This window comes from Leisingera sp. ANG59 (genome assembly GCF_013317235.1).
Classification (GTDB): domain Bacteria; phylum Pseudomonadota; class Alphaproteobacteria; order Rhodobacterales; family Rhodobacteraceae; genus Leisingera.
The window spans coordinates 108,499-125,311 of record NZ_WLCM01000003.1 but is presented as its reverse complement, the minus strand read 5'-3'; the positions used below and the strand labels follow the sequence as shown (position 1 = coordinate 125,311).

Here is a 16,813-nt window from a genome sequence, read left to right as displayed (position 1 = left end):
TTTCCAGTTTAGATATCTGAAAAATTCACTGCGTGGGCGCAGCAGCTGCCGCTTCGGACTGGCGGCGGGCCAGTTCGTTCCGGTAGATTGCCACAAAGTCGATGTTGTCCAGATTCAGCGGCGGGAAGCCGCCGTCACGGGTCACATCCGACACGATCCGGCGCAGGAACGGGAAGGTCATGCGCGGGCATTCGATCAGCAGGAACGGGTGCAGCTGGTCTTCCGGCACGCCGACGATGTTGAAGACGCCGACATATTCCAGCTCCAGCACGAACAGGACGTTGCCGCTTTCCTTGTTCTTGGATTCGACGGTCAGCTTGGTGACCACCTCATACTGGTTCTCAGCCGAGCGCTTTTTCGCATCCAGGTTCACCTGTACGCTGACGTCTGGCTGAACCTCGCCGCCGGTGCCTTTCTGCGCCATAACGTTCTCGAACGACATGTCGCGGATGAACTGGGCCAAAATGTTCATCTGGACTTGCGGCTGCTGCTGGGCTTCGCCGTTTTCGGCCATCGGGATACTCCTGAAAATATGCTTTGGACCGTGCTTAGCAGCTTGGTCCGGCCAGCTCAACGGGGGCCGTCAACCCAGCCCGAAGGGCCACCAGGCTGCTTCCCCGGCGTCACATCTTCGTAATCACCATCGATGATGTCATCCGGCTTGTCGGCGCCGCCGGGATAATGGCGGCCCTGAATGCTGCCTGGCCCCATCTGGAATTGCGCTACGGTGATACGGGAGCGCAGATAGCGGTAAACCGCCAGCCGCACAGGGGGCATCAGAAGGGCAAAGCCGGCCGCATCGGTGAAGAAACCGGGGGTCAGCAGCAGCGCGCCCGCAAAGAGGATCATCGCGCCGTGGGCCAAAGGTTCCGCCGGATCGGACAATTGCTGGAAGGATGAGCGCAGCTGCCCCATGGCCATGCGCCCCTGGGTTCTCACCAGCCAGGTGCCCAGCACCGCGGTCAGGACCACGATGGCCAGGGTCGGCCACAGGCCGATGGCGCCGCCGACTTGAATAAACAAAGCAATTTCAATGATGGGAACCATCAGAAAGGCCAGGAAGAGATACATAAGGGTTTCCTTGCGATCATACGTCCGGGCGGTAGACTTGCCCCCGCCCGTCACCTACATAAGACGTGACCGCTTTGGTTTCAAACAAAGCACGAACGCCTAGCATGAGGTATCCATGGAGTCGCCTGTGATTCAGCTTTTGGTTCTGGCCGGTATTGCCGTGTTTCTGATCCTGCGCTTGAAAAGCGTTCTGGGAACACGCGAAGGTTTCGAAAAGCCGCCGCTGCCGAAGTCCGAAGCCAAGAGCCGCCGCCCGGATCTGGAAGTGATCGAAGGCGGACCGGACCGCGACATCACTGATTACGTGGGAGAAGACAGTCCGCAGGCTCAGGCCCTGGCTGCGATGAAACGGGTCGAGCCTTCGTTCCAGGTGCAGGAGTTCGTCCAAGGCGCCCGCGGCGCCTATGAGATGATCCTTATGGGGTTCGAGCATGGAAACCTGGACGAAATTCAGCCGTTCCTGGCAGAGGACGTGTTCGACAGCTTCGTGGAAGCCGTCGCGCATCGCGAGGACCAGGGCTACAAGATCGAGGCCGAGTTCATCGGTGTCCGCGAGACCACTCTGGCTGACGCGCAATTTGATGCGCAGTCGGGCCGTGCCGAGATTGCCATGCGCTTCGTTGGGGAGCTGACCTCGGTCGTGCGTGACCGCGGCGGTGACATTGTGGAAGGTGACCCCAAGGCTGTTAAGCGCCAGAAAGACACTTGGGTCTTTGCCCGCACCATGGGCAGCGACGATCCCAATTGGCAGCTTGTTGCGACGGACGCATGATTGCGGCGCTTCGGGGGGCACTTGGGGCAGCTGCAATTGCAGGTGCCGCGATGACCGCCTCCGGGGCGCAATCCGAAACCGTGTCGAGCGTTCTGGAGTTTGCCCAGCTGGATGGCTGGGCGGATGATGATCACGCAGCCGCGCTGGAGGTTTTTCTGGGAACCTGCCAGGATCTAAAGGATCCGGATTGGGCTGCTCTGTGCAACGCCGCTCGCTCTCAGTCGCCTGATGGCGCGCGCGCGTTTTTCGAGCTGTTTTTCCGTCCGGTGCTGATTGAGGACGGCAATCCCGCCCTATTCACCGGTTATTTTGAACCGGAACTTAACGGTTCACGCTATCCCACCGGCCGTTTCCGCTATCCGCTTTATAAAATGCCGCCTGAGGCACGGGGCGATGGCCTTTGGCTACCGCGGAGGGACATTCTTACGAGCGAAGTGATGGAGGGCCGCGGTCTGGAGATCGCTTGGGTTGATGACCCGGTGGAGCTTTTCTTTTTGCAGATCCAGGGATCCGGCCGCATCCGGCTGCCGGACGGCTCTACTATCCGTGTCGGCTATGGCGGGGCCAATGGCCATCCCTACAAATCCATAGGCAAGGAACTTGTGCGACGTGGTGTCTACAATGCCCATCAAGTCAGCGCACAGGTGATCAAGTCCTGGGTGCGGCGCAACCCAGCAGACGGCAAGGAACTGCTGTTTCACAACCCGTCCTATGTGTTCTTCCGCGAGGTGCGAAAAGTGGCGGCCTCCAAGGGGCCGCTTGGGGCGATGAATCGTTCGGTCACACCAATGCGCACCATTGCCGCCGATCCTGCCTACACGCCGCTGGGTGCACCGGTATGGATTGAAAAGGACGGCCACATGCCGCTTCGCCGACTGATGGTTGCGCAGGACACAGGCTCTGCCATCAAGGGCGCACAGCGGGCTGACATCTTTGTTGGAACAGGTGATGCCGCGGGTGAAACCGCCGGAACCATGAAAGACCCGGGCCGGATGGTGGTGTTGCTGCCAATCCAGCGGGCCTACGCGATGCTGCCGGAAGATCTTTGAATGACACGGCGCAAACTGACAGGAGATGAGATCGACCTCTGGCAAAAGGTCGTGAAGCACACAGAGCGGTTGCATCCAGGTGCGCATTCCTCGCCGCCTGCTCCGCCTATGCCGAAGCCAAAACCGGTCAAGCAGCCCGAGCCGCGCCTGGCGCCGTTCAAGGTTGGCAGCCATGCCAAGCCAAAGCCGGTGAAACACGACCTGAAACCATCGATTGCCCGCAGCCTGGCCAGTGATCCGCGGCAGATGGACGAGAAGGCATTTCGCCGAATGAAGCGCGGCAAGATCCGGCCGGAAGGCAAGCTGGACCTGCATGGCATGCGGATCGACACCGCGCATCCTGCGCTGACGCGTTTCATTCTGTCGGCTCAGGCGTCGGGCAAGCGGCTGGTTCTGGTGGTAACCGGCAAGGGAAAGGACAGGGACGAACCGGGTCCGATGCCCGTGCCGCGCGGAGTGCTGCGTCACAAGGTGCCGCAATGGCTTGCCCTGCCGCCCTTGTCACAGGCGGTCTTGCAGGTCACGCCGGCCCACATTAGCCATGGCGGTGACGGAGCCTACTACGTCTATCTCAGGCGCACCCGTTAAGGGTGCATCACCTATTGTCCGACGGCGGGCCTTCCAGTGCGATTTCAATTGCGTTATCCCGGATAACGATCTGGCCAGGCAAGATCCTTCGCAGACGGTCCTGATCGCGCTCAAAGGTCTGCGCTGTTTCCCGCGCACCGTTCAGCAGCGCCAGCAGCGCCGGTGAGGTGGCGGCAACAAAATGCTGTGATTCCGCTTCATCCGCAAAGGCTGTCGTATCAATAACCTCCACCGGCAGATCACTGATCTCCTCGGCATTGTTTAGATTGCCAAGCCTTGCACGCCCGTCCAATCCTCGCAGCCGCTGCGACAGGGTCAGAATATTGTCCTTTTGCGAAACGAAGATTGCAAACGGCTGCGGGACTTCGGCAAAGCGGGTCATTTGCGACTTGAAAACATCCACGTCCAGATCCGGTGACATCAGCACCACGCCGCCCAGGTTGCGGGCGGTCCATCCGGGCGACTTGATTTCAATCTGCCGCAGTGCCTCCATGGTCAGCAGCCCGCCCATGGAATGCGCCACAACGACAACCCGGCCGGCACCGGACGTGCGCAATTTGCGCAGCAGCGTCTCCAGACCGTCACGGGCAAACAGAACGCTGTCGCCGTCATAGGCATAGCCAAGTGCCTTGCCCTTGCTGGGCCAGGAATAGATGACAGTTGCGCCGGGAACATTGAGATCATGTGTCAGCTGGGCGGCTCGGAACGCGGTTTCCGCCTGAGTGGAATTGAAGCCGTGCACAAAAACTGTCACGTCCCTCTCGTTAACAGGAAACTTGGCCAGCTCCTGCCTCAGCCTGGATGAAAAAGCCGCCTCAGTCTGGAATTTCCTGCGTCCCGCCATCGTGAACTCAGTCGAGGGGTGCGGGTTTCCATAACCGAACTTCAGCGAACCGGGTTTATGTTCCGGCGGAATTGAAACTGTCAGTTCCAGCAGGCTTATACCGTCAGTTCTCTCTGACCCGAATGTGCCATCGGGCAACGGTTCCCGGTTTGTGGCGGCGAAAACAGTTGCTGGTTTGCCAACGATCAAGGCTTCGGGGACTGTGGGCGAAAAGGACCTGTCCGCACAGCCTGCCAGCCCAATAAGCACAGAACCACAAACCGCGCGCAGAACCTGCATGTTGCTTGCCCTCAAATTCAAATGGCCGCAGGCTATCCGACCTGCCGCCATTGTCCAGTAGCTGTGCCTGGTGATGGCGGTTTACAGCACGTAACGGCTGACATCCGCAGAGCGGCCAAGCTCGCCCAGGTTCTTTTTTACAAAAGCGGCGTCCACCGTGACGGCCTCGCCCGAGCGGTCAGGCGCCGTGAACGAGAGCTCTTCGAAGACACGTTCCATCACGGTATAGAGCCGCCGTGCGCCGATGTTTTCCACTGTCTGGTTCACCTCGGCCGCAATCTTGGCCAGTGCAGCGATACCGTCCTCCGTGAAAGTCACTTCGACTTCCTCGGTGCCCATCAGCGCAGTGTACTGACGCGTCAGCGCGTTGTCAGTCTCGGTGAGGATGCGGACAAAGTCCTTTTCGGTCAGCGCCCGCAGGTTAACCCGGATCGGCAGGCGACCCTGCAGTTCCGGAAGCAGATCCGACGGTTTGGCGATGTGGAAGGCACCGGAAGCAATGAACAGGATATGGTCGGTCTTGACCGGCCCGTGCTTGGTGCTGACAGTGGTGCCTTCGATCAGTGGCAGCAGGTCGCGCTGCACGCCCTCGCGGCTGACGTCACCGCCGCGGGTTTCCTGGCGGGCGCAGACCTTGTCGATCTCGTCCAGGAACACGATGCCGTTCTGTTCGACGGCTTCCAGAGCGGTGCGGGTGACGGTTTCGTCGTCCAGCAGCTTGTCGGCCTCTTCGCCGATCAGCACCTCATAGCTTTCGGCAACGGTCATTTTCTTGCGGGTGGTGCGGCCGCCCATCGCCTTGCCGAACAGGTCGCCAAGGTTCAGCATCCCCACGTTGCCGCCGCCGGGCTGGCCGGGAATGTCGAACATGCCCATCGGGTTGGAGGTGTCGGCCAAGTCCAGCTCGATCACCGTTTCGTCGAGCTCCCCCGCCTTCAGCTTCTTGCGGAACATCTCGCGGGTGGCTTCGCGGGCATCACTGCCGGCGATGGCTTCCACAACCCGGTCCTCCGCCGCCTTATGGGCGTTGGCCTTCACGTCCTCGCGCATGTACTCGCGGGTCTGGGCAATGGCGCTGTCCACCAGATCGCGGATGATTTGCTCTACGTCCCGGCCGACATAACCGACTTCGGTGAACTTGGTGGCTTCCACCTTGATGAAAGGCGCGCGGGCCAGCTTGGCCAGGCGGCGGGAGATCTCGGTCTTGCCGACGCCGGTGGGGCCGATCATCAGGATGTTCTTGGGGTATACCTCGTCGCGCAGATCGTCGTCCAGCTGCTTGCGCCGCCAGCGGCTGCGGAGCGCCACCGCGACGGCGCGCTTGGCTTCCTTCTGGCCGATGATGAAGCGGTCCAGTTCCGAGACGATTTCGCGGGGGGTCAGATCGGTCATGTCAGTCCTTTCCGGGGCAAAACTTTTGACAAAAAGTTTTGCTAAGAATTTTGAGGAAAATTCTCAGCCGCCGATGGTTTCGACGGTCAGGTTTCCGTTGGTGTAGACGCAGATATCGGCGGCGATGGCCATGGCATCCCGGGCCACGGTCTCGGCGGATCTATCGCTGTCCATCATGCCGCGGGCGGCAGCCAGGGCAAAATTGCCGCCGGAGCCGATGGCAGCCACGTCATGTTCAGGCTCCAGTACATCGCCCGCGCCGGTGATCACGAACATGTCGGTGCCGTCGGTGACGATCAGCATTGCCTCAAGCTTCTGCAGGTATTTGTCGGTGCGCCAGTCCTTGGCCAGTTCGACACTGGCGCGGGCCAGCTGGCCCGGGGTGGCCTCCAGCTTGGCTTCCAGCCGTTCCAGCAGGGTGAACGCATCCGCGGTCGAACCGGCAAACCCCGCCACTACATCAAACCCGCCGGGCGACAGGCGCCGCACCTTGCGGGCGGTGCCCTTGATCACTGTCTGCCCCAGCGACACCTGGCCGTCGCCGGCGATGACCACCTGCCCGCCCTTTTTGACGCCGATGATGGTGGTGCCGTGCCAGCCGGGGAATTGATCGTCTGCCATAAATGCCTCCGTTAAGTTGCCCCCTATATGGAACCATCCCCACGCCGGCACAAGGGACAGGGCCGGATCCCGCGTGCTGCACCGGCTGCAGGGCTTTTGCTGCTATGCAGAAAGCGCAAGGCGGGGCTGTTGAACCGGCAATTGCGGGACTCAGCCGCGCATCCTACATGGGGCTCACAACCGGCACAGGGTCGGCTGTTTCTTAGAAGGATATGCGCAAATGACGACCGCAAACATTCATGCGCCGCTCGGAGCAGTCACCGTTCTCCGCGTGGTCGACGCGATGACCAGCGTGAAAAGCTCCATCGTTGCGTGGTATGAAGCCCGCGAGACCCGCAAGGCTCTGTCCCGGCTGACCGACGCACAGCTGGACGATATCGGCCTGAGCCGTGCTGACATCGCAAAGATCTGAACTGCAATGGTCAAGATATTGGAATGAGCCGCCCAGAAACGGGCGGCTTTTTTCATTCAGGGGTGGCGATTTTGTATTTCCCAGCCTGATCCGGCAGCCAGGCCTCGACCGCCGCAGTGGCCACCACATGGCGGCTGCCTGATTCTGCATCATCTACATCCAGCCCGCCCTTGACGGCACGCACGCTAGCCCTGCCCCGCGGCAAGTCCTGCGCTACCAGATCGCAATCGACTGCCTCTGGCTGCTGCACCCCGATGGTCACATTAACGCGCATTTCGCTGTGATCGATACCAAGCTTGGCGAACAGGGAGATAGATGAATGATGCAGCGCGTCCTGCACCGCACGGCGGGCGGCCTTGGTATAGTCCTGACTATAGAGGTCGTTGCCGGTGCCCATTTCAAGGATAATGCGTTTTTCGCTCATTCCGCCGCCTCCATATCGAAGGATACAACCACGGCTGCATTGGCTATAACCGTGCGTCCGCCAAGCGGTTTTTCAATGTTGAGTCCGCCTTCCACAACCTGGATACTGGGCCGACCGTAGGGGAAGATTTCCAGCAGCGCCGCTATGTCCACCGCCTCCGGTTCCTGCACACCAATCTCGGCGTCGATGATCATGTCTTCCTTCCGGAAATCAAACACCTCCGCCATGCTGACGGAGTTGTGCCACAGCGCGTCCTTGATCGCGCGGCGGGCGGCTTCAGTATAGTCTTCGCGCCTCAGCGACGTGCCCATGCCGAATTCCACCAGTACCCGTGTCTTGGCCATTTTGCCTCCATTAACTGTTTCAAAGCGGACCGTTGCAGGGCACCAGTGCAAAGAAAAGAGCCAGTTTGCTACCGGCAAATAAGCCAGTGCCCAAAACAAAAAAGGGCCGCCCCGGCGGGGGCAGCCCTTGGAAATCAATCTTGGATCCGGCTCAGATGGACTCTTCGATCCAGCTTTGCAGCGCGGCCTTGGGAGCAGCGCCGGCGCGGTTAGATATCACTTGGCCGTCCTTGAAGATGAACAGCGCCGGGATGCCGCGCACGCCCATGGCGGCGGCGGCGTTCGGGTTGCTGTCGACGTCGACCTTGGCGATTTTCACCTTACCGCCGAATTCCGCGGCCAGCTCTTCCAGAGCCGGGCCGATCTGTTTACAGGGACCGCACCACTCTGCCCAGAAATCCACCACAACGGGGATATCGGAGTTCTTGACTTCGGCGTCAAAGGTGGCGTCGGTGACGGCTACGGTGGACATATGCATGTCTCCATGAGTGTGTGGCAACTGGAGTTGGAACCTAGGTACGGCTTAACGGATCGTCAAGGTTCCAGACGCCGCATCAGCGCCGCTGTCACAAGTTCGTGCGGCAGCGGCATTAGCGTGGCGTTGCGGGTCCAGAGCAATGCGGTTTCGATGGTGCGGCCGGGGTAAATTTGGGCGAGCGCATGAGCATAGGCCCCCATCTGGCGAAGAAGCCCTTCGGGGCATTGTTCAGGTGTTGCAGGCACTGTGGCATTGGATTTGAAGTCGACCGCCAGCACCCTGTCCGGTGTGACAATCAGGCGGTCGATGATGCCATGCAGACGGTCACCGTTCAGATCTGCGGTTATGGGAATTTCTGCCAGGGTTTCCGGGGCGAAAACGTGGGACAAGCCGGCGGTTTTAAGAACATCAGAAGCCTCGGAAAGCAGTTCCGCTGCATCTTCAGCATCCTGCAGCAGGTTGCCGGCAAGCTGCGGCCACATGCCTTCGGGCCGGCCCGGCAGGTGCTCCAGCAGCAGATGCAAACGGCTGCCGCGGGCTTTGGCTGCATCCTCGTCCAGGCCCAGATCACCCGCCAAAGCCTTGGCTCCGCCCAGGTCAGAGGGGCTGAGCGCCGGCGCCGGTGCCTCATAGGCTCTGGCAGGCCTGTCAAAGACTTCCGGCAGGCAGTGTTTCTCAATTTGCGAAACAGGGGGCTCGACCAGCGGCAGCCCGCCCCACTCCCCATGCTGCAGGCGCAAACCTGATCCGCCCGGGCAGACGAATTCTGTTGCACCGCCCTCGCGCATGGCCTGTTCCGCCAGCCGGTACCAGCTGTCGCCCTGCTCGCCCGCGTCGCCGGCGGCAGCGACAATCAGCCATTTTTCCGCCCGGGTCAGAGCCACATACAACAGCCGCAGCCGTTCGTTCTGCAGTTTCTCCTGCGCGGCTTCACGGGCCGCCAGCATCGCGGGCGGCATCTGGTCCTTGGGCAGTTTCCAGACCGGGGTGCCATCGGCCAGCATGATTTCCGCATCCCGCGGCGCTTGCCGTTTGGCGGTGTCCGGCAGGATCACGATCGGCGCTTCCAGCCCCTTGGATCCATGCACAGACATCACCCGGATCATGTTGCCGGCCGCGCCCATCTGGCGCTTGATTTCCAGGTCGTCTGTTTGCATCCAGACCAGAAACCCGGTGAGGCTGGGCACATCAGTGCGTTCATAGGCCAGCGCCTGTGACAGCAGCGCGTTGATGCCGTCCTCCGCCTCCGGTCCCAGCCGGCCCAGCAGTTTCTGACGGCCGCCGTGGCGGGTCAAAATCCGTTCTATCAGGTCATAGGGGCGCAGGAAATCGGCATTGGCGCGCAGGTCATCCAGCACCGCCATGGTGTCCGGGAACTCCCCTGCCCGGTCACGCAAAGCCGGCCACAGGTACATCGCCTCCCGCCGGTGCGCGAGATCGAACAGCGCCTGCTCAGTCCAGCCAAAGAACGGTGATTTCAGGGCTTCTGCTAGAGATAACGAGTCTTCCGGCAGCGCCAGGAAGCGCAGTAGCGCGGCAATGTCCTTGACCGCCAGTTCCGCACCCACCTTGAGCCGGTCGGCGCCGGCGATGGGCAGCTCGGCCTTTTTGCAGGCGCGGATAATCTCCGAGAACAGATCGGACCTACGCTGCACCAGGATCAGGAAATCGCCGGCCTGCACCGGACGGCGCTGGAATGTGCCGCGTTCCGGGCCGTCCTCTGGGATGGTGGCGCCAGTGTCGATCATTTGCTTGATCGACCCGGCAATCCTTTCGGCCAGAATCACCGTGTGATGGCGGCTGCTGGGGCGGTCGACGGGGCTGGTCCAGTCCGGGTCCTCGTCATCCTCCACCTTTTCGACCACCGGCCACAGGTCCACCCTGCCCGGCAGATCGGACTTGAAGGCACGATGCAGCGCGTCCTTGCGGAAACCGGCGCGCGGGCTGTCCTTGAACACCAGATCGACCAGTTTCAGGATTGCGGCGGAGGACCGGAAGGAGAAATCGAGCGAGGCATCCTGCAGCCCTGCCCCGGTTTCCGCCAGCCGGTTGCCAAACTCCTGCTGCATCCGGTCAAAAGCGTCCGGGTCCGCGCCCTGGAACGAGTAAATCGACTGCTTCTTGTCGCCGACCACAAAGATGGTGCGCTCCACGTCCGAGCGCGCGCCCTCGCCGGCGGTGAATTCCTGCGCCAGCTTCTCAATCACGTTCCATTGCACCGGGCTGGTGTCCTGCGCCTCGTCCACCAGAATGTGGTCGATGCCGCCGTCCAGCCGGTAGAGCACCCAGGCCGCGACACCCGGATCGTTCAGCAACTGGCGGGCCTTGAGGATCAGGTCGTCGAAGTCGAGCCAGCCGCGCAGCTGTTTGCGGCGCTCGTATTCCGGCAGGAAGGCGGCGGCAAAGCGGTGCAGGTCGTGGCTCTTGCGTGTGGCGGTGAGGGCGAGGCGCTTGGCGCGCGCATCTTCCACCCGCCGCATCAGTGGTTCCAGCTGATCCATCAGGGAGAGGTGGGATTCGCGCAGTTTCTTGGTCGGGAACTTGTCCACTTTGGCGGTGAACGGTTCCTTGGCGCCGGCACCGGTCAGAAACACGCTTTCGAGCGTGCTGAGATCGGCGAGCGTGGGCTTGGTGATGCCGGCGAGCTTGGCCGCTGCCCTCTGATCGGTTGTACCGCCCTGCCCCAGCATGTCACGGGTGCGCTGCAGCAGCTCTTCCTCTCCGCCCAGGAACACCAGTGCCTCCAGCGCGGTCTCGTCAAAGCCTTCGGGCAGCCCGAACAGGTCCAGCAGCCCGTTCCAGTCCAGCGGCTCGCCGAAATCGGCGCGGCGCTGGCAGATGGCGGACGTGAGGGTCTCAAAATCGCTGTCGCTGACATGGCGCGCCAGGGCATCCACCAGCGGCGCCTCGGCGCCTTGGGCAAGATCCTCCATGATTTCCGCCCGCAGCAGCTGGCCCGCGCGGTCGTCCATCTCGGAAAACTGGGGGCTGACGCCGGCCTCCAGCGGGAAACGGCGCAGCAGCGAGGAACAGAAGGAGTGGATGGTCTGGATTTTCAACCCGCCGGGCGTCTCAATGGCGCGGGCAAACAGGGTGCGCGCCTTGGCCAGATCGCCGGCTGCGGTGTTGACCTCCCCCAGCTCGGTCAGGGCTGCGATCAGCGCCGGATCGCCCAGCATCGCCCATTCCCCCAGACGCTTGAACAGCCGGTTCTGCATCTCGCTGGCGGCCGCCTTGGTGTAAGTGAGGCACAGGATATGCTGCGGCTGAACCCCCTTCAGAAGCAGCCGTGCCACCCTGTCGGTCAGCACCTTGGTCTTACCGGAGCCCGCGTTGGCGGCCAGCCATGTGGAGGCATCGGGGCGTGCGGCGCGGAACTGCGCCTCGGAGGCGGCGTCGCGGATGGTCATGCCAGATCCTCCGGCTGCGGTTCGGCGCTGCGGTCCCATTCGCCGTAGCGCGCGAGGTGGTCATAATCGCCGGCGATGTCGTCCCGGTGCACCATACGCCGGCTTGAATAGCCTTGTTCAGGCTCGAAATAGGCCCCGATCAGCGTGCGCAGCTCATCCCAGACCTTGGCGGGAGGCTCATCCTCCAGCGGTGCGCGCACTTCGTTCAGTTTACTGCCCAATCCTATGAACACTGCCCGCGCCACTTCTGCCGGGCCGAGATCGTCAAAGGCGCCTTCCTCGGCCATTGCAGCCTCGATCAGCAGCTGTTTTTCGAATTTCTTCTGCTGCGCCTCGCTGGGTGGCGTACCTGTTTTGTAGTCGTAGAGATGCAGAAATCCGCGGTCGTCCATGTCGATCCGGTCGGCACGGCAGGCGATGGTGAAATCCAGCGGATCCAGCCGGGCGCTGCCCTTTGCCTCAAAAGCAACCGGCTTGGCGCGGGCTTGGCGCTCCTGCTCGGCCAGGATGAAATCGCCGGCAATCTTGCGGATGCGGCTGTGCCACAGGATGCGGGCAACAGGCCAGGGCACGTGGGTCTCCAGCAGCTCGCGTGTCTTGCCGATCAGCTGGCTGGCGCTCAGCAGGCTCGGGTCCGTCTGGGCTTCCTTGATGAAATGCTCGAACACCTCATGCACCACGATTCCGCGCAGAAGAGCGTCGGGCTCCTGCACCAGCGGGTTGAGCGGCCTCAAGCGCAGCACATGTTTGGCGTAGATCGCATAGGGGTCGCGGATCAGGCGTGGAATTTCGGTGATCGTCAGCCGTCGCGGGCGGGCCGCCACCGGCGGGCACGGGGACGGGCGGGGATATTGCGGGATCGGCGTGGGTTCCTCCAGCACGTCCGCCCAGCCGAGCCACTGCCGGCCCTTGGCGCGCATGGTGTCGAGCGCCGCGCGGCCGCCCTGTTTCGGCAGGCCGGACAGCAGATTGGTCAGCCGGTTCAGCCAGCGCGAGGGCACGGTGTCGGCTTCTTCCGAGCGTTCGGCACGGGTCAGCCAGACCTCCGGCGCGGCGATGGCCTGCTGGAAGTCATGCGCCGACAGGCCGATGCGGCGTTCAGGCAGCAAGAGCCCCGCCTGGTTGCGCAGCTGGCGGTTCAGCCAGGGATCGGGGCTGGCGGCCTCGGGCCAGCTGCCTTCGTTCAGGCCGCCAAGGATCACCAGATCGGCGCCTTGCACACGCGCCTCCAGCGTGCCCCAGATCATGATCGAGCCATAAGGCGCATCGCGGTCGCGCACCTCACCCTGGCTCAGCAGCGCGCCCAGCAGGTCGGTGAAATCGCGGGCGGTCATCTCACCGCCATAGGGGGCCTCGGTCTCCAGATTTTCGATACAGGCGAGGGCGGCAAGGCCCGCCTTCTTGTCCCACAGCGTGCCGGCGCCGTCCGCCTGGCTGCCGACGGCGATACGCTCGGCCAGATCGCGCAGCCGTTCGACCCAATCGGTCAGGGGCAGAGTGCCGGCGATCTCCTGATCCGCGAAACAGGCGCTCAGCCAGCTGGTCCAGCCGGGGATCAGGTTGCGGCCGGTTTCAAAGCCGGCAAAGGCAGCGGCATCCGGAAAGGGCGGTCCGTTGCGGCGCAGTGACAGCTCCAGCTCGCGGGTCTGGCGCAGGTGGTTGCCGCGGTCCGCGCCGTCATGGGTGAGCGGATGTTTCAGCAGGGTCAGCAGACTGTCACAGGCCAGCGGTTTGCAGAACAGCCCCGCCACATGGCGCAGAAAGCGGCCCGGGGGCGACAGCTGCAGCGGCTGGCCGGCCGAGTCATCGGGCAGGATGTCCCAGCGGTCCAGCGCGGCAGAGACCTGGCGGGTCAGCATCCGGTCCGGGGTGATCAGCGCCGCGGTCTGCCCGTCTTCCGCCGCCTGTCGCAGGCGCAGCGCGATGGCCAGTGCCTCGGCGCGGGGGCTGGGGGCCTCGATCAGGGTGACATTTTCAGTGGCTTTGTCCAAACCGGTCAGCAGCGGGCCCTCGCTCATCCAGGCGTCGGTGACCGGGGCAGGGCGCAAGGCCAGCGAGACCAGCCGGTTGCGCTCGGGCGAGACCGGCGGGGTCTCTGTCCATGGCTGCACGTCGCTGGGCGCAAGCTCCAGGTCCTTCATCAGCTTATAGAACCGGTACTGCGGGTGATCCTCCGAGATCAGCGGATCGTCCAGCCCGGACCAGACATGCTCCGGCTGGTCAAAGTCGAACCCGGGCAGCACCACCGCCCCTTGCGGTAGCCGCGCGATGGCCTGCATCAGCATCAGCGTCGTGCCGCGCGAGCCGGTGGAGCCGGCCAGGATCACCGGATGCTGCGGCGGGCTTTCCTGCCATTGGTCAATCAGGTTCAGCACCACCTGCCGCTGCCGCGCCTGGGCATCCATCGCGCCCTCATGCAGGCCAGTGAATTCATCGGCGATGCCGATGAAGGCCTGCGCCCGGGCCCAGTGGCCGGACATGTCGGAGACATCAAGCGCGCGGATTGTATCGGTGCTGACACCTTCGCCCTGCATCTCGTCGATCAGCGCCGCCAGGCTGTCGGACAGGTCATAGAGCGAGGCGCGGGAGGCGAGATCGGGCTGGGCGTCCTGCAGTTTCGCAATCAGCTGCGATAGCTCCAGCCGACGCCGCAGCGGGGGCAGGGCGGGCGGCAGGCCGTCCAGAGTGGCGCGCTGGGCCAGGTCGGTCAGCAGCAGCATCCGTGGCAGCAGCATGGCCGGGCCGGCATCGAACAGGCCGCGCACCCGGCGCGCCATGCGGGAGGTGTTGACGATCAGTTCCGCCCTCGCCAGCGCCTCAGGCGGCAAGCCCAGGCTGCGGTTGCGCAGGCCCTCGACCAGCGCACGGGGGAAATCGACGCCGCAGGACACGGCAAACAGGCGCGGTTTGGCGGATGGTTCAAACATCATCTGCGGCTATCAGGTCCTCGGCCAGTGTGATCCCCTCGGGATGGCCCACATCGCACCAGCGGCCGGGATATTCCAGCGCAAACAGCCGGTCCGCTGCGGCCATCTGGTTCCAAAGCACGTTCAGGGAGAAAACCTTGTCTTCAACCTGGTGCAGCCCTTCCGTTTTCAGGATCTGCACCCCGCCATAGACCAGATCGCCGCCGCGGCTGATGCGCCCTTCGGCGTCCATCGAGAAATCTCCGCCGCCGGTGCGGCCAACGGCCCGGTCCAGCGGGACACAGACCAGCAGCGCATCCATGCGCTCCGGGTCCCAGGCGTTCTGCGCCAGCTGCAGCGGGTTCGGGCCTCTCCAGATGGCGTCTGTGTTCACGGTGAAGACCGGGCCGTCCCCCAGCAGCGGCAGGGCCTGGCGCAGCCCGCCGCCGGTGTCGAGGATGTCAGGTGTTTCCAGGCTGAGGAGCACGTTTTCAGGCTCTAACAGGGCCTTCAGCGGTTCCGGCTTGTAATGCAGGTTGGCGGCGATCCGGGCCGGCTGGACCGCTTGGGCCAACTCTAGCGCGTGGGAGATCAGCGGCCTGCCTCCCACCTCGATCATCGGTTTCGGCTTGTCGCGGGTCAGCTCCCGCATCCGGGTGCCAAAGCCGGCGGCAAACAGCATGACAGCATCAGGGGAGCGCTGCATCAGGGCCTCAGCTTGTCCAGGTTTTCCGGGGTGGGGGCCGGCAGGCTCTCGTGCAGCAGAGCTGCCACCCGGGCCAGAACCGGGTGCTCCAGACCGCGGATGAAATGATTCCAGACCCGCGGGATCAGATCCACGTAATGGGGTTTGCCGTAATCCATGCTGAGCCGGGCAAAGACGCCGAGAATGCGCAGGTTCCGCTGCACGCCAAGCACGGTATAGGCGGTGCGGAAGCCGGACTCATCAACGCCAGACGCTACGACGTAGCGGTCGATCATCTGCATTTCGATGCCGGCGGGCACGTCGCGGCGGGCATCCTGCAGCAGAGATACCAAGTCATAAGCCGGGTGACCGGCGCGGGCATCCTGGAAATCCAGCAGGCCAACGCGGGCGACGCCCTCGCGGTCCGGCAGCCACAGCAGGTTCTCGGCGTGATAGTCGCGCTGTACCAGCACCGGATCTCCCTTGACGGTTTCGCGCAGGATGTCCTCGAACATGTCCTCAAACCGGGCTTGCAGATCCGCATCCTGGCTGCCGAGGATACCGGCGCGGTACTTTGACAGCGCCAGTCCGGACATCTCCGCCATCATCCGCGGGCCATAGGGCTCCAGATCCGGCATCGGCGCTTGGTGCAACGTGACCAGCGCACCGGTTGCCGCTTCGTACAGCTCCTTTTCCAGCGCCGGTTCGCGCAGGATGACTCGGGCGTACAGATCGTCACCCAGATCCTCCAGCAGCAGGAAGCCTTGCTCCACGTCGTGGGCCAGGATTTCCGGGGCGCTAAGGCCGTGGTCCCGCAGATAGCCGGCGACTCGGATGAACGGACGGACGTCCTCGCCCTTTTCCGGCGGGGCGTCCATCAGCACCACGGTTTCGCCGCTGTCACCGGTCAGCCGCTCATAGCGGCGGTTGGAGGCGTCCCCGGCCAGCGGGCCGCGCTGCCAGCCGGCAAAAGGTGTTGCGGACAGGAAGGTTTCGCAAAGGGTCTTGCGGTCGGTCATGCGCAGATGCGCTCCATCAGGGGCTGCCATTTCGGATCGCTCCAGCGGAGCGCCAGATGGCGGCGGTCTTCTTGTTCGGAGTCCAGCGCCAGTGCCAGGTGCAAGGCATGTGCCGGTGTCAGTTCCTGCAGCCGGTCAGGCCATTCGACAAGGCAGATCGCACTGTCAAAGGCCTCTGTCAGGCCCAGTTCCTCCAGCTCATCCAGGGAGGACAGGCGGTAGAGGTCTGTGTGCCACAGTTCACCTGCCGGCACATCATAGGTCTGCACCAATGTGAACGTGGGCGAGGGCACATCTTCGGGCTCATCCATCAAGGATTGGATCAGATGGCGGGCGAAATGGGTTTTTCCGGCACCAATGGCGCCTTCCAGCAACAGGCAATCGCCGGGGCGCAGGGCTCCGGCGATACGGGCGGCCAGCTCGGCCGTTTCCTCAGGTGAATTCAGCGTGAACGCCGCGGAGGTCGTGGTCATGGCGGTACAATGGCGCCGCCGCGGTGCCGCTGCAAGCCGGTTTCCA

General features: G+C 63.1%; 17 protein-coding genes. 4 read left to right on the top strand and 13 right to left on the bottom strand.

Annotation, left to right across the window (positions count from 1 at the left end; genetic code table 11):
• Nucleotides 1-25: 25 nt before the first annotated feature.
• Nucleotides 26-514: a protein-export chaperone SecB gene (gene secB, locus GKC28_RS03845; protein ID WP_174145211.1), complete on the bottom strand. Its 489-nt coding sequence runs from the start codon at nucleotides 512-514 to the stop codon at nucleotides 26-28.
• 56 nt (nucleotides 515-570) lie between these two features.
• Nucleotides 571-1,071, bottom strand: a complete 501-nt coding sequence (locus GKC28_RS03840; protein ID WP_174145210.1) for an FxsA family protein — start codon at nucleotides 1,069-1,071, stop codon at nucleotides 571-573.
• A 115-nt stretch (nucleotides 1,072-1,186) separates the two neighbouring features.
• Between GKC28_RS03840 and GKC28_RS03835 the strand changes: the two genes are divergently transcribed.
• From GKC28_RS03835 to GKC28_RS03825, 3 genes are read left to right on the top strand one after another with little or no spacing between them, the layout of a single operon-like run.
• Nucleotides 1,187-1,843, top strand: a complete 657-nt coding sequence (locus GKC28_RS03835) for a Tim44/TimA family putative adaptor protein (RefSeq protein WP_174145209.1) — start codon at nucleotides 1,187-1,189, stop codon at nucleotides 1,841-1,843.
• Nucleotides 1,840-2,892, top strand: a complete 1,053-nt coding sequence (locus GKC28_RS03830; protein ID WP_174145208.1) for a murein transglycosylase A — start codon at nucleotides 1,840-1,842, stop codon at nucleotides 2,890-2,892. The genes GKC28_RS03835 and GKC28_RS03830 overlap by 4 nt, the downstream gene beginning before the upstream one ends.
• Entirely contained in the window at nucleotides 2,893-3,480 is a 588-nt protein-coding gene (locus tag GKC28_RS03825) for a Smr/MutS family protein (RefSeq protein WP_174145207.1), read from the top strand.
• A gap of 7 nt (nucleotides 3,481-3,487) precedes the next feature.
• Here GKC28_RS03825 and GKC28_RS03820 read toward each other — a convergent pair whose 3' ends face one another.
• The 3 genes from GKC28_RS03820 to hslV all read right to left on the bottom strand — a co-directional run bounded on the left by GKC28_RS03820 (nucleotide 3,488) and on the right by hslV (nucleotide 6,616).
• Nucleotides 3,488-4,324: an alpha/beta hydrolase gene (locus tag GKC28_RS03820; protein WP_254604141.1), complete on the bottom strand. Its 837-nt coding sequence runs from the start codon at nucleotides 4,322-4,324 to the stop codon at nucleotides 3,488-3,490.
• A gap of 360 nt (nucleotides 4,325-4,684) precedes the next feature.
• Nucleotides 4,685-5,995: an ATP-dependent protease ATPase subunit HslU gene (gene hslU, locus GKC28_RS03815; protein WP_174145205.1), complete on the bottom strand. Its 1,311-nt coding sequence runs from the start codon at nucleotides 5,993-5,995 to the stop codon at nucleotides 4,685-4,687.
• Nucleotides 5,996-6,058: 63 nt separating this feature from the next.
• The gene (gene hslV / locus GKC28_RS03810) at nucleotides 6,059-6,616 is read right to left on the bottom strand and encodes an ATP-dependent protease subunit HslV (RefSeq protein ID WP_174145204.1); all 558 of its coding nucleotides are present in this window, start codon (nucleotides 6,614-6,616) and stop codon (nucleotides 6,059-6,061) included.
• Nucleotides 6,617-6,836: 220 nt separating this feature from the next.
• On the opposite strand from hslV, the gene GKC28_RS03805 reads away from it, so the two are divergent.
• The gene (locus tag GKC28_RS03805) at nucleotides 6,837-7,028 is read left to right on the top strand and encodes a DUF1127 domain-containing protein (protein WP_174145203.1); all 192 of its coding nucleotides are present in this window, start codon (nucleotides 6,837-6,839) and stop codon (nucleotides 7,026-7,028) included.
• 52 nt (nucleotides 7,029-7,080) lie between these two features.
• Here the strand turns inward: GKC28_RS03805 and GKC28_RS03800 are convergent, their stop codons facing one another.
• From GKC28_RS03800 to tsaE, 8 genes are all read right to left on the bottom strand, one after another.
• Entirely contained in the window at nucleotides 7,081-7,452 is a 372-nt protein-coding gene (locus tag GKC28_RS03800) for a Lin0512 family protein (protein ID WP_174145202.1), read from the bottom strand.
• Entirely contained in the window at nucleotides 7,449-7,796 is a 348-nt protein-coding gene (locus tag GKC28_RS03795) for a Lin0512 family protein (RefSeq protein ID WP_174145201.1), read from the bottom strand. Before GKC28_RS03795 ends, GKC28_RS03800 begins: the two co-directional genes overlap by 4 nt.
• Before the next feature lie 151 nt (nucleotides 7,797-7,947).
• Nucleotides 7,948-8,268 (bottom strand): thioredoxin, encoded by a 321-nt coding sequence (gene trxA / locus GKC28_RS03790; RefSeq protein ID WP_174145200.1) that lies wholly within the window; start codon nucleotides 8,266-8,268, stop codon nucleotides 7,948-7,950.
• Between the two features lie 62 nt (nucleotides 8,269-8,330).
• Nucleotides 8,331-11,684 carry a double-strand break repair helicase AddA gene (gene addA, locus GKC28_RS03785; protein ID WP_174145199.1) on the bottom strand — a complete coding sequence of 1,118 codons (3,354 nt, stop codon included), beginning with the start codon at nucleotides 11,682-11,684 and terminating at the stop codon, nucleotides 8,331-8,333.
• Nucleotides 11,681-14,614 (bottom strand): double-strand break repair protein AddB, encoded by a 2,934-nt coding sequence (gene addB / locus GKC28_RS03780; protein ID WP_174145198.1) that lies wholly within the window; start codon nucleotides 14,612-14,614, stop codon nucleotides 11,681-11,683. Before addB ends, addA begins: the two co-directional genes overlap by 4 nt.
• A complete protein-coding gene (locus GKC28_RS03775; protein ID WP_174145197.1) occupies nucleotides 14,604-15,296 on the bottom strand; it encodes a nucleotidyltransferase family protein in 693 nt (230 codons plus the stop codon). The genes addB and GKC28_RS03775 overlap by 11 nt, the downstream gene beginning before the upstream one ends.
• Nucleotides 15,296-16,294, bottom strand: a complete 999-nt coding sequence (locus GKC28_RS03770; RefSeq protein WP_174145376.1) for an aminoglycoside phosphotransferase family protein — start codon at nucleotides 16,292-16,294, stop codon at nucleotides 15,296-15,298. Before GKC28_RS03770 ends, GKC28_RS03775 begins: the two co-directional genes overlap by 1 nt.
• Nucleotides 16,291-16,767, bottom strand: coding sequence for a tRNA (adenosine(37)-N6)-threonylcarbamoyltransferase complex ATPase subunit type 1 TsaE (gene tsaE / locus GKC28_RS03765; protein ID WP_174145196.1), 477 nt, complete (start codon nucleotides 16,765-16,767; stop codon nucleotides 16,291-16,293). Before tsaE ends, GKC28_RS03770 begins: the two co-directional genes overlap by 4 nt.
• Nucleotides 16,768-16,813: the final 46 nt, after the last annotated feature.

Bases quoted from the DNA above. Each gene is read 5' to 3' on its own strand.
- secB (WP_174145211.1), bottom strand. From the start codon at position 514: ATGGCCGAAAACGGCGAAGCCCAGCAGCAGCCGCAAGTCCAGATGAAC.
- GKC28_RS03840 (WP_174145210.1), bottom strand. From the start codon at position 1,071: ATGTATCTCTTCCTGGCCTTTCTGATGGTTCCCATCATTGAAATTGCT.
- GKC28_RS03835 (WP_174145209.1), top strand. From the start codon at position 1,187: ATGGAGTCGCCTGTGATTCAGCTTTTGGTTCTGGCCGGTATTGCCGTG.
- GKC28_RS03830 (WP_174145208.1), top strand. From the start codon at position 1,840: ATGATTGCGGCGCTTCGGGGGGCACTTGGGGCAGCTGCAATTGCAGGT.
- GKC28_RS03825 (WP_174145207.1), top strand. From the start codon at position 2,893: ATGACACGGCGCAAACTGACAGGAGATGAGATCGACCTCTGGCAAAAG.
- GKC28_RS03820 (WP_254604141.1), bottom strand. From the start codon at position 4,324: ATGGCGGGACGCAGGAAATTCCAGACTGAGGCGGCTTTTTCATCCAGG.
- hslU (WP_174145205.1), bottom strand. From the start codon at position 5,995: ATGACCGATCTGACCCCCCGCGAAATCGTCTCGGAACTGGACCGCTTC.
- hslV (WP_174145204.1), bottom strand. From the start codon at position 6,616: ATGGCAGACGATCAATTCCCCGGCTGGCACGGCACCACCATCATCGGC.
- GKC28_RS03805 (WP_174145203.1), top strand. From the start codon at position 6,837: ATGACGACCGCAAACATTCATGCGCCGCTCGGAGCAGTCACCGTTCTC.
- GKC28_RS03800 (WP_174145202.1), bottom strand. From the start codon at position 7,452: ATGAGCGAAAAACGCATTATCCTTGAAATGGGCACCGGCAACGACCTC.
- GKC28_RS03795 (WP_174145201.1), bottom strand. From the start codon at position 7,796: ATGGCCAAGACACGGGTACTGGTGGAATTCGGCATGGGCACGTCGCTG.
- trxA (WP_174145200.1), bottom strand. From the start codon at position 8,268: ATGTCCACCGTAGCCGTCACCGACGCCACCTTTGACGCCGAAGTCAAG.
- addA (WP_174145199.1), bottom strand. From the start codon at position 11,684: ATGACCATCCGCGACGCCGCCTCCGAGGCGCAGTTCCGCGCCGCACGC.
- addB (WP_174145198.1), bottom strand. From the start codon at position 14,614: ATGATGTTTGAACCATCCGCCAAACCGCGCCTGTTTGCCGTGTCCTGC.
- GKC28_RS03775 (WP_174145197.1), bottom strand. From the start codon at position 15,296: ATGCAGCGCTCCCCTGATGCTGTCATGCTGTTTGCCGCCGGCTTTGGC.
- GKC28_RS03770 (WP_174145376.1), bottom strand. From the start codon at position 16,294: ATGACCGACCGCAAGACCCTTTGCGAAACCTTCCTGTCCGCAACACCT.
- tsaE (WP_174145196.1), bottom strand. From the start codon at position 16,767: ATGACCACGACCTCCGCGGCGTTCACGCTGAATTCACCTGAGGAAACG.